12 protein-coding genes are annotated in these 15,711 nt (G+C 71.8%); 7 read left to right on the forward strand and 5 right to left on the reverse strand.

Annotated elements, in window-relative coordinates; all coding sequences use genetic code 11:
* Nucleotides 1-22 precede the first annotated feature (22 nt).
* On the reverse strand, nucleotides 23-847 hold the full coding sequence (locus C8250_RS32290) for a (2Fe-2S)-binding protein (RefSeq protein ID WP_138358054.1): 825 nt from the start codon (nucleotides 845-847) through the stop codon (nucleotides 23-25).
* Nucleotides 848-965: 118 nt separating this feature from the next.
* On the opposite strand from C8250_RS32290, the gene C8250_RS32295 reads away from it, so the two are divergent.
* Entirely contained in the window at nucleotides 966-1,739 is a 774-nt protein-coding gene (locus tag C8250_RS32295; protein ID WP_138358056.1) for a GntR family transcriptional regulator, read from the forward strand.
* A gap of 70 nt (nucleotides 1,740-1,809) precedes the next feature.
* Here the strand turns inward: C8250_RS32295 and C8250_RS32300 are convergent, their stop codons facing one another.
* Nucleotides 1,810-2,547: a hypothetical protein gene (locus tag C8250_RS32300; RefSeq protein WP_138358058.1), complete on the reverse strand. Its 738-nt coding sequence runs from the start codon at nucleotides 2,545-2,547 to the stop codon at nucleotides 1,810-1,812.
* Nucleotides 2,548-2,687: 140 nt separating this feature from the next.
* Nucleotides 2,688-4,358: a PucR family transcriptional regulator ligand-binding domain-containing protein gene (locus tag C8250_RS32305; protein ID WP_138358060.1), complete on the reverse strand. Its 1,671-nt coding sequence runs from the start codon at nucleotides 4,356-4,358 to the stop codon at nucleotides 2,688-2,690.
* Nucleotides 4,359-4,622: 264 nt separating this feature from the next.
* Here C8250_RS32305 and C8250_RS32310 point away from each other — a divergent pair, with 264 nt between their 5' ends.
* From C8250_RS32310 to C8250_RS32335, 6 genes are all read left to right on the forward strand, one after another.
* Nucleotides 4,623-5,510 (forward strand): xanthine dehydrogenase family protein subunit M, encoded by an 888-nt coding sequence (locus tag C8250_RS32310; protein WP_138358062.1) that lies wholly within the window; start codon nucleotides 4,623-4,625, stop codon nucleotides 5,508-5,510.
* A complete protein-coding gene (locus tag C8250_RS32315; RefSeq protein ID WP_138358064.1) occupies nucleotides 5,501-6,106 on the forward strand; it encodes a (2Fe-2S)-binding protein in 606 nt (201 codons plus the stop codon). The genes C8250_RS32310 and C8250_RS32315 overlap by 10 nt, the downstream gene beginning before the upstream one ends.
* Nucleotides 6,107-6,108: 2 nt before the next feature.
* Nucleotides 6,109-8,496, forward strand: a complete 2,388-nt coding sequence (locus C8250_RS32320; RefSeq protein WP_187145053.1) for a molybdopterin cofactor-binding domain-containing protein — start codon at nucleotides 6,109-6,111, stop codon at nucleotides 8,494-8,496.
* 282 nt (nucleotides 8,497-8,778) lie between these two features.
* Nucleotides 8,779-10,245 (forward strand): NCS2 family permease, encoded by a 1,467-nt coding sequence (locus C8250_RS32325; protein WP_138358066.1) that lies wholly within the window; start codon nucleotides 8,779-8,781, stop codon nucleotides 10,243-10,245.
* A 14-nt stretch (nucleotides 10,246-10,259) separates the two neighbouring features.
* Nucleotides 10,260-11,426: an XdhC/CoxI family protein gene (locus tag C8250_RS32330; protein ID WP_138358068.1), complete on the forward strand. Its 1,167-nt coding sequence runs from the start codon at nucleotides 10,260-10,262 to the stop codon at nucleotides 11,424-11,426.
* 61 nt (nucleotides 11,427-11,487) lie between these two features.
* Complete coding sequence (locus tag C8250_RS32335) at nucleotides 11,488-12,591, forward strand: winged helix DNA-binding domain-containing protein (protein WP_138358070.1); 1,104 nt, start codon at nucleotides 11,488-11,490, stop codon at nucleotides 12,589-12,591.
* 22 nt (nucleotides 12,592-12,613) lie between these two features.
* Here C8250_RS32335 and C8250_RS32340 read toward each other — a convergent pair whose 3' ends face one another.
* On the reverse strand, nucleotides 12,614-14,017 hold the full coding sequence (locus C8250_RS32340) for a cellulose binding domain-containing protein (protein ID WP_138358084.1): 1,404 nt from the start codon (nucleotides 14,015-14,017) through the stop codon (nucleotides 12,614-12,616).
* Between the two features lie 93 nt (nucleotides 14,018-14,110).
* Nucleotides 14,111-15,688, reverse strand: coding sequence for a beta-N-acetylhexosaminidase (locus tag C8250_RS32345; RefSeq protein WP_244809881.1), 1,578 nt, complete (start codon nucleotides 15,686-15,688; stop codon nucleotides 14,111-14,113).
* Nucleotides 15,689-15,711: the final 23 nt, after the last annotated feature.

A 15,711-nucleotide genomic window follows, 5' to 3' on the forward strand; every position in this document is an offset into this window, starting at 1 on the left:
ATGGATGGAAAGGTCGAACAGGTCAGCTTGCGACGGCCAGACGTTCGATCCGATCGGCGTCACACGTACGCGGGCAGGTGCCGCAGGTCTCCGTGGGGCGCACCGTGTAGAACAGGCAGCAGGTGACCCGGTCCCGGGTGCCGGACGGCACGCGGTCCGGCAGCGGCCGGGGTGCGCGCAGTTCGCGGAAGCCCGCGCCGCCGGTGTACGGGGCGCTGGTGCCCGGCAGCAGGGCCGTCAGCTCGGACATCGCCCGCTCGCCCTCGCCGAGCAGCTGCCCGACCCGCCACAGTCCCTCGGTGACCTCGTCGGTCGCCATGCCCCACAGGGCGCGCCGGCCGCGCCGCAGCCGGGGCTGGAAGCCGTCCAGCAGCGGCCCGAGGTGCTCGGCGAGCGCGGAGCGCAGTTCCAAACGCAGCGCCTCCTCGGAGTGCACGACGCGGGCTCCGGGGAGAACGGCGGCCGGGTCGTCCGGCAGGCAGCTGAAGTCGTGGGTGCGGACGGTCAGCCGGCCCTGGGTGCGGTGGAACGACACATCTGACACCGGCAGCCACGGGACCCTGCGGTGCAGGAACCAGGGGACGGTGAAGAGCAGACAGGCCGGCCAGGCGTAGCGGTGCAGGCCGAAGCCGGCGATCACATCGGGGCGGGCGCGCTTCCCGTGGTCGCGCAGCACCTGCTGCTCGTCCCAGACCAGGAAGGCGTCCAGGGCCGCTCCGCCCGCCGCCAGCTCGTCGGCGCGCACCCAGCCGTCCCCGCTGCGGGGCGCTTCCTCGGTCACGCGCAGCGAGGGATACGCCCCGGTCAGGCGTGCGTAGGCGGGCGCGGTGACAGGCATGGCGAGCATGGCGGACCGTCCAGAAAGGGTTCCAAGGGAGGTAAGGCTTACCTTATCCGATGGGGTGGGGGTTTAACCTAACGGCACTACGCCACACGAGTGGTGCCGTCCAAGAGGGAAGGACCCGGTGAACGACACCGCCGCCGCGCGCCCTGCGGGAACCCCGTCCGTCCCGCCGCCCCGCCGTCCCGGGCAGGTCCGCGGAACTCACCCGCATGCCGCGGCATGCGCCGGGCCGGCCGATGACACCGTCCCCGCCGAGCGGCGGCTGCCCGAGCGGTACTCGGTGCGCGACCAGGTGCTGAACGCGCTGCGCAGCGCCCTGGTCAGCGGTGAACTGCGGCCCGGCGCCGTCTACTCGGCGCCCTCGCTCGCCGAGCGCTACGGCGTGTCGGCCACACCGGTCCGCGAGGCGATGCAGCTGCTCGCCCGGGAGGGCGCCGTCGAGGCCATGCCCAACCGGGGATTCCGGGTCGCCGAACGCAGTGCGCACGACCTCGCGGAACTGGCGGAGGTCCGGGCCCTCATCGAGGTGCCCGTCGTCCTCGGCCTCGCCCGCACCATCGCCCCCGAACGGTGGGAGGCGCTGCGCCCGCTCGCCGCCGCCACCGTCGCCGCGGCCGCACGCGGCGACCGGGCCGCCTACGCGGACTCCGACCGGCTCTTCCACCGCGCGATGCTCGAACTCTCCGGCAACCACCAACTGGTCGCCGTCGCGGACGAGCTGCACCGGCGCTCCCAGTGGCCGGTGTCCGGACCGTCCCGCACTCCGTCGCGCCCGGCGGAACTGCTCGCCGACGCGACGGAACATGCCGTGCTGCTGGAAGCGCTGGTGGCCGGAGACGTGGTCACGGTCGAATCGCTCGTCCGCGAACACTTCTCCGGCTCCGCCTGGGGTTAACGGGCCGGCCGGTCCCGCCGGATCAGCCGGACTGCGGATCAGCCGGACTCCGGACCAGCCGGTCCCCGGATCAGGCGCTTTCCGCCGGGTGGGGGAGCCAGACCGGGATTCCGCCCAGCAGGGCGTGCAGGCGGGCGGCCTCGGCCCGCAGCGCCGTCGCTGCGGGTTCCGGCTCCACCTCGGCGAGGGCGAGCATGGCCGGGGCCGTGCCCACGAGATAGCCGATGTCCACGCGGATGCGGAGCGACTCGGTGAAGCCCCGGTGCGCCTCGGCGAGATCGCCGTCGGCGGCGGCGAGTCCGGCCAGATGGCGCCAGGTGAACGAGGTCAGCAGCGCGTCGCCGTGGGCGACGGCGCCCGCGTGGGCGCGCCGGTAGGCGGCGCGGGCGGCGGTGGGGTTCTGGGCGACGTTCTCGGCGAACAGACCACGGCGGAAGTCGAGCAGCGGCCTTCCCGGCGACACCTGGCTCAGCAGCGCCGCGCTGCGGCCGAACGCGGCCCGGGCCTCGTCGGCGCGGTCACGGACGGAGAAGAGCGTGGCGGCGTAGGCGAGATGGCCGCGCTCGCACGCGGCGGCGCCCCGCTCCTCGTCACTCCCGGCCAGCGCCTCGGCGGAGCGCAGCGCGTCCTCCGCCTCGGACCAGCCGTCGAGGGTGAACATGCAGCCCTCGACGAGCAGGGCGGCCCGGCGCAGCGCCGTATCCGGGCTGTCGGCGCAGTACGGGGCGAGTATCGCCGCCGCCTCCGCCCAGCAGCCGCGGGCCCTGAGGCGCCACACATCGGGCGTGCCCACCACAGATTCCGGCATGGCGGTATCCGCCACAACCTACCCCCCAAGCGCATCGTCGAGCCAAGTGGTCGAAGTCCAGCATGCCGCAGGGGCCCGCGCCAAGAGGGCGGTGATCAATTGCTCCTGATCCGAGTGATCGAGGGTCCGCCGGGACGGCGTCAGCTCATGCGGAGCGCGAGGAAGAAGTCCAACTTGTCTTCCAGACGCGCGAGATCACGCCCGGTCAGTTGCTCGATCCGGCCGATACGGTACCGCAGAGTGTTCACGTGCAGATGCAGCCGGGTCGCGCAGCGGGTCCAGGAGCCGTCGCACTCCAGGAACGCCTCCAGGGTCGGGATGAGCTCGGCGCGGTGCCGCCGGTCGTAGGCGCGCAGCGGGTCGAGCAGCCGTGCGGTGAAGGCGCGGCGGACGTCGTCCGGCACGAAGGGCAGCAGCAGGACGTGCGAGGCGAGCTCCTCGTGCCCCGCCACGCAGACCCGCCCGGGGCGGGCGGCGGCGACCCGGCGGGCGTGCCGGGCCTCCTCCAGGGCACCGCGCAGTCCCTCGGCGGAGTGCACGGTGGCGCTGACGCCGATGGTGAGCCGTCCGTCGTCGGCCAGACCCCTGCTGAGCGGGCCCCGCAGGGTGTCGAGCAGGCCGTCGGCGCGCCAGTCGTCGGTGAAGCCGCCGTCGGACGGGTCGGCGGGCGGCAGCGGTACGAGGGCCATCGCCTCGTCGCCCGCGTGCGCCACCGCGATGCGGTCGGTGGGGTCGGGGCCGATGGCGGCCGGGTCGACCAGCGCCTCCTCCAGCAGCATCTGGGCGGCCGGCCCCGCGGGCACCTCGCCGCCCGCCCAGTCGACCCGGGCGACGACGACCTGCCAGTGCGGCGCGGCGCTGAGCCCGGGGACCAGGACGGGGGCGGCGACCCGCAGCCGGGCGGCGATCTCGGCCGGCGGCGAGCCGGCCTGGACCAGTTCCAGCACCTCGTGGGCGAGCCGGCGGCGCACGGTGCGCGCGGCGTCGTGGCGGTCCCGCTCGACGGCGATCAGCTGGGTGACGCCCTGCAGCAGGTCGAGCCGCTCCGCGGGCCAGTCCCCGGCGTCGGCGTCGACGGCGAGGAACCAGTCGGAGAGCAGGGTGGCCCGGACATCGGCCACGGGGGTGGTGCCGCCGGTGCGGATCGGGAAGAGCGAGTACGTGTTGGTGGTGCCGCCGGACGCGATCGACGTGCGGTGCGGGGAGGGCCGGGCGGTGCGCATGGCGGCCAGATGGGCGCCGGCGAGCTCGGTACGCACCGCGGTGGGCAGCGGATGCTCCGAACCGGCGATCTGCCGTCCGGTGGCGGACAACACCCAGGCGCGCAGGTCCAGGTCGGTGCCGAGCAGATCCAGCACGGCGTCGGGGCCGCCGCCCGCGGGGCCCGACGACATCAGCCGCCGGTGCCGGTCCACGACCGCGGCCAGATCGCCGGCCCGCTCCGTGGAGACCTGCCGGACGACGTGCTCGGTGATCGAGGCGAAGGCGACGTTCTCGTCCACGGCGAACAGCGGCAGCCGGTGGCGGAAGCAGGCCGCCACCAGATCGTCGGGGATGGAGCCCAGCTCGGCCTCGCCCGCCGCGAGTCCCGCTACACCGGCCGAGGCGAGGATTCGTACGAATCGCTCGGAGTCCTCCGCTTCGTGCCGCCAGGCGAGTCCTGTGAGCACCAGCTCACCGCCCGTGAGATAACGGCTCGGATCGCGAAGATCCGTGGTCATCACGCCACGGACCGTGCGGTCCAGCTCGTCCTCACCACCGAGCAGGCGCAGGCCCAGAACCTCGGTGTCCAGCAGTGCGCGCAGCCGCATCGTTGTCGCCTTGTCTCGAACGCTTGCCTGGTCAAAGCCCTACCAGGGTGGCGCCTGGTTCGTTCCATTGGTGTTGCCGGTCCGATGCCGCGAGGTTTCGGACGGCGCCCTTTCATAGGAATCTACAAGACATGAGTACTGGCCAGCCAAGTCCTTCATGTTTTCAGTGACTGCACCCGGAAGGGTGGTGGGCCGTGTACTGGGCCCCACGCAGCGTTAACAACACGTGAACAGCCCCGCTCGAGATTCGAGAAGAGAACCCCCATGGACTTCCTGCGCCCCGCAAGCTGGGAGGAGGCGCTCGCCGCAAAGGCCGAGCACCCCACAGCTGTGCCCATCGCGGGCGGCACCGACGTGATGGTCGAGATCAATTTCGACCACCGCCGGCCCGACGTGATGCTGGACCTGAACCGGATCGGTGAGCTGCAGGAGTGGGAGGTGACCGAGGAGACCGTCCGCCTGGGTGCCTCGGTCCCGTACACCCGGATCATGGAGCACCTGCGCACCGAGCTGCCCGGTCTGGCGCTCGCCGCCCACACCGTCGGCTCCCCGCAGATCCGCAACCGCGGCAGCGTCGGCGGCAACCTCGGTGCCGCCTCCCCGGCCGGCGACTCGCACCCGGCCCTGCTGGCCGCGGGCGCCGAGGTCGAGGCCGTCTCCGTCCGCGGTACCCGGCTGATCCCGGTCGAGGAGTTCTACACCGGCGTGAAGCGGAACTCGCTCGCCGCCGATGAACTGATCCGCGCCGTGCACATCAAGAAGGCCGACGGGCCGCAGCAGTTCTCCAAGGTCGGCACCCGCAACGCGATGGTCATCGCGGTCTGCGCGTTCGGCCTGGCGCTGCACCCCGAGACGAGGACGGTCAAGACCGGCATCGGCTCGGCCGCTCCCACCCCGCTCCGCGCCCGCGTCGCCGAGGACTTCCTCACCGCCGCGCTCGAAGAGGGCGGTTTCTGGGAGAACGGCAAGATCATCCCGCCGGCCGTGGCGCGGCAGTTCGCGGAGCTGGTCTCCGGGGCCGCCAACCCCATCGACGACGTACGCGGCACCGCCTCGTACCGCCGTCACGCGCTGGGCGTCATGGCCCGCCGCACGCTCGGCTGGACCTGGGACGAGTACCGTGGGAACGAGAGGACGCAGTCATGCGCGTGACCTTCAATGTCAACGGCCGCCCGCAGGAGGCCGACGACGTCTGGGAAGGCGAGAGCCTTCTCTACGTCCTCCGCGAGCGCATGGGACTCCCGGGCTCGAAGAACGCCTGTGAGCAGGGCGAGTGCGGCTCCTGCACGGTCCGCCTCGACGGTGTTCCGGTGTGTGCGTGCCTGGTGGCCGCCGCTCAGGTCCAGGACCGCGACGTCGTGACCGTGGAGGGCCTGGCGGACTACGCCAAGGACCGCGCGGCCGGCCGCTGCGGTACCGGCGCCTGCGGCACCCCCCTCGGCGAGGCCCAGAAGTGGGCCGCCAAGCCGGCCGACGGGCAGACCGGTGAGAGCACCGAGGCCGGGGACCTGTCCCCGATCCAGGAAGCGTTCATCGACGCCGGCGCCGTGCAGTGCGGTTTCTGCACCCCCGGCCTCCTCGTCGCGGCCGACGAGCTGCTGGAGCGCAACCCGTCCCCGTCCGACCAGGACATCCGCGAGGCCCTCTCGGGCAACCTGTGCCGCTGCACCGGCTACGAGAAGATCCTCGACGCGGTCCGCCTCGCGGCAGCGCGCGGCGCGTCCGTCACAGCCGGAGAGGGCGTCTGATCATGGGCGTTACCCGCAATCCCACGAACATCACCCAGGGCAGCAAGACCAAGGGCGGCCTCGGCGAGTCCACGCTGCGCCCGGACGGCACCCTGAAGGTCACCGGTGAGTTCGCGTACTCCTCGGACATGTGGCACGAGGACATGCTGTGGGGCTTCACGCTCCGCAGCCCGCACGCCCACGCCAAGATCCTCTCGATCGACACCGGCGAGGCGCTCGCCACCTCCGGCGTCTACGCCGTCATGACCCATGACGACCTGCCCGCCTTCACCAAGTACGGGCTGGAGTACAAGGACACCCCGGTCCTGGCCGACGGCGTCGTGCGCTACCACGGTGAGCCGATCGCCATCATCGCCGCCGACCACCCGGAGACCGCCCGCCGCGCGGCCGCCAAGATCAAGGTCGAGTTCGAGCTGCTGCCGCTGGTCATCGACGAGGAGACGGCGCTCGCGGACGGCGCGCCGATCCTGCACCCGAACCGCGACGACCACCACGCGGACCACGTCACGCACCCGAACATCGTGCACCGCCAGCCGATCATCCGCGGCGACGCGAACGAGGCGGCCAAACGCGCCGACATCGTCATCAGCGGTGAGTACGAGGTCGGCATGCAGGACCAGGCCTTCCTCGGCCCGGAGTCCGGCCTGGCCGTGCCCGCCGAGGACGGCGGCGTCGACCTGTACATCGCCACCCAGTGGCTGCACTCGGACCTCGGCCAGCTCAGCCCGGTCCTCGGTCTGCCCGAGGACAAGATCCGTATGACGCTGTCCGGCGTCGGCGGTGCGTTCGGCGGCCGCGAGGACCTGTCGATGCAGGCCCACGCGTGCCTGCTGGCGCTCCGCACCGGCAAGCCGGTCAAGATCGTCTACAACCGCTTCGAGTCCTTCTTCGGCCATGTGCACCGCCACCCGGCGAAGCTCTGGTACGAGCACGGCGTCACCAGCGAAGGCAAGATCACGCACATGAAGTGCCGGATCGTGCTGGACGGCGGCGCCTACGCATCGGCCTCCCCGGCCGTCGTCGGCAACGCCTCCTCGCTGGCGGTCGGCCCGTACGTGATCGACGACGTCGAGATCGAGGCCGTCGCGCTCTACACCAACAACCCGCCCTGCGGCGCGATGCGCGGTTTCGGCGCCGTCCAGGCGTGCTTCGCCTACGAGGCGCAGATGGACAAGCTCGCCGCCGCGCTCGGCATGGACGCGGTCGAGTTCCGCCAGCTCAACGCGATGAGCCAGGGCACGATCATGCCGACCGGCCAGAAGGTCGACTCCCCGGCCCCGGTCGCCGAACTGCTGCGCCGCGTCAAGGCGCTGCCGATGCCGCCCGAGCAGCAGTGGCTGGCCGGTGACGCGGAAGGCCGGTCCATCGACATCCGTGACCTGCCCGGCGCCCTGTCGAACACCACCCACGGCGAGGGTGTCGTGCGCGGGGTCGGCTACGCGGTCGGCATCAAGAACGTCGGCTTCTCCGAGGGCTTCGACGACTACTCCACCGCGCGCGTGCGGCTGGAGGTCATCAACGGCGAACCGGTCGCCATGGTGCACACCGCGATGGCCGAGGTCGGCCAGGGCGGCGTCACCGTGCACGCCCAGATCGCCCGCACCGAGCTGGGCGTCACGCAGGTGACGATCCACCCCGCCGACACACAGGTCGGCTCCGCCGGCTCCACGTCCGCCTCCCGGCAGACGTACGTGACCGGTGGCGCGGTGAAGAACTCCTGCGAGGCCGTCCGCGAGAAGGTCCTGGAACTCGGCCGCGCGAAGTTCGGCACCTACCACCCCGCGTGGGCCACCGCCGAACTCCTCCTCGAGGGCGGCAAGGTCGTCACCGACGGCGGCGAGGTGCTCGCCGATCTGGTGGACGTCATCGAGGGCGAGACCATCGACCTCGAGCTGGAGTGGCGGCACCGCCCGACCCAGGCGTTCGACCTGGTCACCGGGCAGGGCGACGGCCACGTCCAGTACTCGTTCTGCGCCCACCGCGCGGTCGTCGAGGTCGACACCGAACTGGGCCTGGTCAAGGTCATCGAGCTGGCCGCGGCCCAGGACGTCGGCAAGGCGCTCAACCCGCTGTCGGTCGTCGGCCAGATCCAGGGCGGCACCACCCAGGGCCTCGGCCTGGCCGTCATGGAAGAGATCATCGTCGACAAGAACGCGAAGGTACGGAACCCGTCCTTCACCGACTACCTGATCCCCACCATCCTCGACACGCCGACCATCCCGGTCGACGTGCTGGAACTCGCGGACGAGCACGCCCCGTACGGGCTCCGCGGCATCGGTGAGGCCCCGACGCTCTCCTCCACGCCCGCCGTCGTCGCCGCCATCCGCGCCGCGACCGGCCTGGCACTCAAGCGCGTACCGGTCAGGCCCGAACACCTCACCGGCACGTGACGACCTCCGGACGGGGTGGGGGAATGACGATCCCCGCCCCGTCCGGGGCCACCCAGGCGCCACCACTCGGCCTCCGTGGCAACGGCATCCGACCGGACCGGCCGCACCCGCGGCCGCCGGACGGACACCGTCCCGGCCCCTGCCCGGCTCCCGCCGCGCGCACCGGCCAAACCGCTTCATCCCGTTCGCCTCGGGCCGTCCCCCGGGTCGTGCAGCCATAGCAGCATCCCAAAATCCGCACACCATGTGCGGGTGTCCCATTGAACCTTGGGAGTCGGCACCATGACCCAAACCCCTGTAGAGCTGAAGACCACGGCGGAGGACGCGGGCGCGGGCTCGCGCCCGCCGGCCGGACGGTCCTGGCTCGACCGGTACTTCCACATCTCCGAGAGAGAGTCGACGATTCCCCGCGAGGTCCGCGGCGGCATCACGACCTTCATGGCGATGTGCTACATCCTGCTGCTCAACCCGCTCCTGCTGTCCGGCCCGGACGCCAGCGGTCACAAGCTCAGCCATGCGGGACTGATCACCGCGACGGCCCTCGCCGCGGCGGTCTCCACCCTGCTGATGGGATTCCTCGGCAAGGTACCGCTCGCACTCGCCGCGGGACTGAGCGTCTCCGGCGTGCTGGCCACCCAGGTGGCCCCCAACATGACCTGGCCGCAGGCCATGGGCATGTGTGTGATCTACGGCGCCATCATCGTGCTGCTGGTGGTCACCGGGCTCCGCGAGATCGTCATGAACGCGATACCGCTGGCCCTGAAGCACGGCATCACCATCGGCATCGGGATGTTCATCGCCCTCATCGGCCTGGTGAACGCCGGATTCGTCGGCAAGGGTGACGCGAAGGGCACCGCCCCGGTCGCCCTGGGCGTCGGCGGACAGCTCTCCGGCTGGCCGGTCCTGCTCTTCTGCGTCACGCTGCTCCTGATCTTCATGCTGCAGGCCCGCAACATCCCCGGCGCGATCCTGATCGGCATCGTCGTCGGCACGATCCTCTCGGTCGTGGTCAACTCCGTCGGCGGCCTGACCGACAAGGACTGGGGCGGTGCGGCCCCGAAGCTGAACGGCAGCGCGGTCTCCATGCCCGACTTCGGGCTCTTCGGACACGTCGAGTTCGGCGGCTGGGGATCCATCGGCGGTATGACCGTCGGCGTCATCGTCTTCACCCTGGTGCTGGCCGGCTTCTTCGACGCGATGGCCACCATCATCGGCGTCGGCACCGAGGCCAAGCTCGCCGACGAGCAGGGCCGGATGCCCGGCCTCAGCAAGGCACTGTTCATCGACGGTGCGGGTGGTGCGATCGGCGGCGTCGCAGGTGCCTCCGGCCAGACGGTCTTCATCGAGTCGGCCACCGGAGTCGGCGAGGGCGCCCGTACGGGTCTGTCCAGCGTCGTCACCGGTCTGCTCTTCGCGGCCGGCCTGTTCTTCACCCCGCTGGCCCAGATCGTCCCGGGCCAGGTCGCGGCGGCGGCGCTGGTCGTCATCGGCGCGATGATGATGAGCAACGCCCGGCACGTCGACTGGTCGGACCGCTCGGTCTCGGTCCCGGTCTTCCTGACCGTGGTCCTCATGCCCTTCACGTACTCCATCACCGCAGGTGTCGCCGCGGGCGTCATCTCCTACACCGCCATCAAGGCGGCGCAGGGCAAGTGGCGTGAGCCCGGCATCTTCATGTGGGTGCTCACGGCGGTGTTCTTCGTCTTCTTCGCTCTCCACCCCATCGAGAGCTGGCTCGGCGTCAAGTAGAGGAGCTGTTCACCATGCTGGACATCGCTGACGAGCTGCACCGCTGGTGCCGCCAGGGGCGTCCGTTCGCCGTCGCGACCGTGGTCGCGGTGGGCGGAAGTGCGCCCCGGCAGCCCGGTGCCGCGCTCGCCGTCGATTCCGACGGCACCGCGATCGGCAGCGTGTCCGGAGGGTGCGTCGAAGGAGCTGTCTACGAGCTCTGCAAGGAAGCGCTGGAGTCAGGGGACTCGGCGGAGCCCGTGCTCCAGCGCTTCGGATACTCGGACGACGATGCGTTCGCCGTGGGACTCACCTGCGGCGGCGTCATAGACATCTTCGTCCAGCGAGTGGACCCCGGCGTGCGGCCGGAGTTCACGGCGGCCCTGGCCGCCGCCGCAGCGGGAGAGACGGCCGCGGTGGCCAGGATCGTCGAGGGACCGGCCGGGCTGCTCGGCCGGGCCCTGGCCCTGCGGGCCGACGGACGGTACGAGGGCAGCCTCGGCGACCCCGAGCGGGACCGCACGGCGGCGGCCGAGGCCCACGCCCTGCTGGAAGCGGGCCGGACCGGCACCATCGGGATCGGCGCGGACGGCAGCCGCTGCGGCGAACCGCTCACGCTGCTCGTCGAGTCCAGCGTGCCGGCGCCCCGCATGATCGTCTTCGGCGCGATCGACTTCGCCGGCGCCGTCGTCAAGGTCGGCAAGTTCCTCGGCTACGAGGTGACGCTCTGCGACGCGCGCCCCGTCTTCGCCACCCGCGCGCGCTTCCCGGAGGCCGACGAGGTCATCGTCGACTGGCCGCACCGCTACCTCGACGAGACCACCGCCGCGGGACGCGTCGACGGCCGCACGGTCATCTGCGTACTGACCCACGACGCCAAGTTCGACGTACCGCTGCTGGAGCGGGCCCTGAAGCTTCCCATCGCCTTCGTCGGCGCCATGGGCTCACGCCGCACCCACCTGGACCGCCTCGAGCGGCTGCGGGAGGTCGGCGTCACCGAACTCGAACTGGCCAGGCTGCGCTCGCCGATCGGCCTCGACCTCGGCGCGCGGACGCCTGAGGAGACCGCGCTGTCCATCGCCGCGGAGATCGTCGCCCACCGGCGCGGCGGCAGCGGCGTACCGCTGACGGGCGCGCACACGCCGATCCACCACGAGGCCGAACCCCCGATAGCCCGGCGGGTCGGCTCCTCCGCGGCATAGCTCCTGCTCGTGTCGTCGTTGAGGACCGGAACCGTCCGCAAGGCGTCGTAGCGTAGGCGGTATGCCGACGACGACTCTGGACCGCCGTACGCTCAACCGCGCTCTGCTGGAGCGCCAACTCCTCCTGGAGCGGGCGAAGGTGCCCGCGATCGAGGTGATCGAGCGGCTGCTCGGCATGCAGTCCCAGGCGTCCAACGCCCCGTACATCGGCCTGTGGACCCGGCTGCGGGACTTCTCCTTCGACGAGCTGGCGCAGCTGATGAAGGACCGTGGCGCGGTGCGGCTGACGCTCATGCGCGGCACCGTGCACCTGGTGAGCGCGGCGGACGCGCTGCTCCTGCGGCCCCTGCTGCAGCCGGTGTTCGACCGGATGGTCAGGAGCGCGGCCTGGGGAGGCGCGGCGCTGCGCGACGTGGACCGCGACGAGCTGGTGGCCGCCGGCCGCGAACTCCTCGCCGAGCGCCCGCGCAACCCCCGTGAGCTGCGCGAGCTGCTCGCCGTCCGCTGGCCCGGCGTCGAGCCCGACGCGCTGGAGAAGGCGCTGCGTCTGTGGGCCCCGCTGGTGCAGCTGCCGCCGCGCGGGCTGTGGGGAGAGAGCGGGCAGCCCACCTACGCCACCGTCGAGGAGTATCTCGGCGCGCCGCTCGCCGACCCCGACCCCGGGCCCGTCGTCGAGCGCTACCTGGCGGCGTTCGGTCCCGCGACCGTCGCCGACATCCAGAAGTGGTCGGGACTGACCGGGCTGCGCTCGGTCGTGGCGGGCTTGGACCTTCGTCCATACCGTGACGAGGACGGCCGGGAGCTCCACGATCTGCCCGGCGCGGTGCTCCCCGACCCGGACGTCCCCGTACCGGCCCGCTTCGTCGCCGACTTCGACAACCTGCTGCTGTCGCACGCCGACCGGACCCGGATCCTCGCCGACGAGTACCGGAAGCGGGTGATGACGGTCAACGGCATCATCCGCGGCACGATCCTGGTCGACGGCTTCGTCGGCGGCACCTGGCGGTTCGATCGTACGAAGGCCGGCGCCGTGGTGAGCGTCACGCCCTTCGTACGGCTGACGGCCGGCGACCGCGACGCCCTCATGGCGGAGGGCGCGCGGCTGCTGGCCGTCAGCGATCCGTCGGCGGAGACCCACGAGGTCCGGATCGAACCCGCGGGCTGACGGTGCCGCCGCTCCGGCGGGTTCAGCCCGCCGGGACGGTGTCCACCTGGGTGACATGGGCCGCCCGGTAGGCGGCCACCTGGGCCTGCACCTGGGCCGGACTCAGCACCTGGTCCTTGGCGAAGTACACGTAGTCGACCTTCTGGTTGTACGAGCGCGGCGTGCTGCCGGTCTGTCCCGCGAGGTCGATGAGCCAGTGGTTGAAGTCGATGAACATCGGCGTCTCCGGCAGATACGGCTCGCCGTGCGTCCCGAACAGCTGCCCGTCGATGTAGTACTTGATGTTCGTGTTGTCGACGGTGACGATCAGGTCGTGCCAGCCGTCGTAGCTCTGCCGGCTCTCGGTGTGGGTGTTGACCGCGTTCCAGGGGTCGTTCTGGTAGGTCTCCCAGGACGTGGTGTACATGATGTTGCCGGTCTCGCCCCAGCCGCCGTTGGGCAGGTACTCGAAGTCCAGCTCCCCGTAGTCGGGGTCCATGTCGTGCGCGAGCGGTGTGAAGGCGAAGAACGTCTGGTTGACGTGGTCCCCGTCCGGGCCGGTGGCGGGGGTGTCGTTGAACTTCACGCGGGCCGCGTACGTCCCGTTGCGGAACTTGCGCGCGGTGGTCTGGATCTCGGTCTCCTTGGTGCCGGCGGCCGTTCCGTCGGTGGTGAGCTTGAGGTTCATGATGCTGTTGCCGTTCTCCGGCGCGAAGGTGACGTCCTGCGGCGACCAGGTGGCCCCCGGGACACCGGGCCCGCCCTGCCCCGACTTCACGGTCCAGCCGTGCTGCTGCACCAGCGGGTCGCTGCTGCTGGTGTAGTTGAAGTCGTCGAAGAGCGCCGGGCCGTTCTGGTTCGGCGGTGTGGTGGGGGGCGTCGTCGGCGGGTCGGTCGGCGGCTGCGTGGGGTCGTTGCCGTCGGGCGCGGTGCCCCACAGAACCGTCCCGCCGCGCTGCACGGTGACCTTCGACCAGTTGGCGTACGACGTCTGGGCGCCGTTGAACGAGTAGTCGTCGCTCTGCCGGAGCGTCGCCCAGGTGGACCGGTAGAACCGCAGCTGCATGTCGCTGGTGTCGGCGCCGGGCGTGAGCGAGCCGGCGCCCGAAGTGAAGCCGATCTCCAGATAGCGGTCGGCGGTGGCGGTGGGGTGCGCCAGGGTGCCGAACGTGCCGGTGATGTTGGCACAGCCGCGCACCGCCCAGGAACAGGCGAAGCGGTACGAGGAGTCGGCGGTGTCGGCCTTGAAGTAGTAGCGCACCGTCACACCGCTGAGCGGCACGGTCGTGCTGCCGGTGTTGGTGACCTTCAGCCACGGTTCCGACTGGTCGGCGGTGGCCCCGGTCGCGCTGGTGCGGTACTGCGCGCTGAGCGAGTCCTGGGCGGCCGAGGCGGGCATGGCCGTCAGCGCGGCGCAGGCCAGCCCGGCGGAGGTGCACAGGGCCATCGCCGTACGCACGCGGACGGGTATACGTGATCTTGCGGACACGGTGAATCCCTTTCCAGGTGGGGGTGTCGCAGGGGGAAGTGCTGGAAGGAACTACTGCTGGTGCGACTGCGGGTGGTGCGCGGTGGAACATCTGTGGGGGAGGCGCACGGCGGTGCCGGGACGGGTGTCAGCGTGGGTGCCGAGCGCCGCGAGCCGGGCCTCGTGGTGGCGCATGGCGGGGAGGAAGTCGGTGGTCCAGTCGCTGCGGGGGTTCCACGCGCTGTCGGCGAGGGCCGACAGCCGGGGGAAGGCGAGGTACTCGACCTGCGCGGGCGTGGCGGCGAACTCCGTCCACAACTGCCCCTGCGTGCCCAGCACCCGGGCGGCCGCCGCCGGCTCCCAGTCCTGCGGCGCGGGATCGTTGCCGTGCACGGCCCGCAGATCGACGACGGCGCCGGCCTGCCCGAAGGGCTCGCCCGGCCGGTCGGTCTGCGGGTAGTCGAGATACGTGGAGCGGTACGGCGCCATCACGACGTCATGGCCCCGCCGGGCGGCGGCCAGCCCGTGGCCCGAGTCCCGCCACGGCATGACGGTGAACTCCGGCGGCAGCACTCCGCCGTCCTCCGCCCAGCACACCGGCTTGCGGCCCTCGCGCAGCAGGAAGTCGCCGATCCGCCCGAGGAACCAGCCGTGCAGCGCCTTCGGCCCCGCCAGCCGCTCGGCCACGGCCCGCTGCCGCGCCCGTGGGCTGTCCTCCCATTCGACGGTGGGGCACTCGTCGCCGCCGATGTGGATGTACGGGGACGGGAAGACGTCCAGGACCTCGCCGAGCACCGCGCGGCAGAACTCCAGCACCTCGTCGTGCACGCCCAGGACGTTCTCGCACACCCCCCACTCGGTCCACACGTCCAGCTGCCGGCCGGGGACGTTCCCCAGGTGCGGATAGGCGGCGAGCGCCGCCCGGGCGTGACCCGGCATCTCGATCTCGGGGACGACGGTCACCCCCCGCTCGGCCGCGTAGCCGACGAGCGTGCGCAGCTGGGCGGCGGTGTAGACACCGCCGTGCGGAGTGTCGTCGTAGCTGGCGCTGCCGGCCCGGCCGGTCATGCTGCGGGCCCGGTGGCCGCCGGTCTCGGTCAGCAGCGGATACCCGGGTACCGGCATCCGCCAGCCCTGGTCGTCGGTGAGGTGCAGATGCAGGACGTTGAGCTTGTGGAAGGCGAGCAGGTCCACGAAACGCCGCAGGAACGACACCGGCTGGAAGTGCCGGGCGACGTCGAGCATCGCCCCGCGCCAGGGGTACCGCGGCACATCGGTGGCCTGGACGCACGGCAGCCGCCACGGCACCCCGGTGACCGGCACCGCCGACAGCGCCTCGGGCGGCAGCAGTTGGCGGATCGTCTGAACGCCGTTCAGCAGCCCGGCCGGCTGCGCCGCCCGCAGCAGGATCGCGTCCGGGCCGACGGTCAGCCCGTAGCCCTCCGCGCCCAGCCCGCCGAGCTGCGGGTCCAGGGCGAGGATGACGTTGCCGTCGGGGGAGGAGCGGAGCGGGAGCCCGGTGGCGGGGCCCAGCAGGGTGCGCAGCAGCCGGGCGGCGCCCTCCGCGCCCTCGGTGACCCGGACGGTGGTGTCGGTGGTGAAGGTGAAGTGGCCCGGGATACGGACCAGATGACTGGGGTGGGGAATGATCACAGCTCGGCCTCCAGGCCCGG

Source organism: Streptomyces sp. So13.3 (genome assembly GCF_005860785.2).
Lineage (GTDB): Bacteria > Actinomycetota > Actinomycetes > Streptomycetales > Streptomycetaceae > Actinacidiphila > Actinacidiphila fildesensis.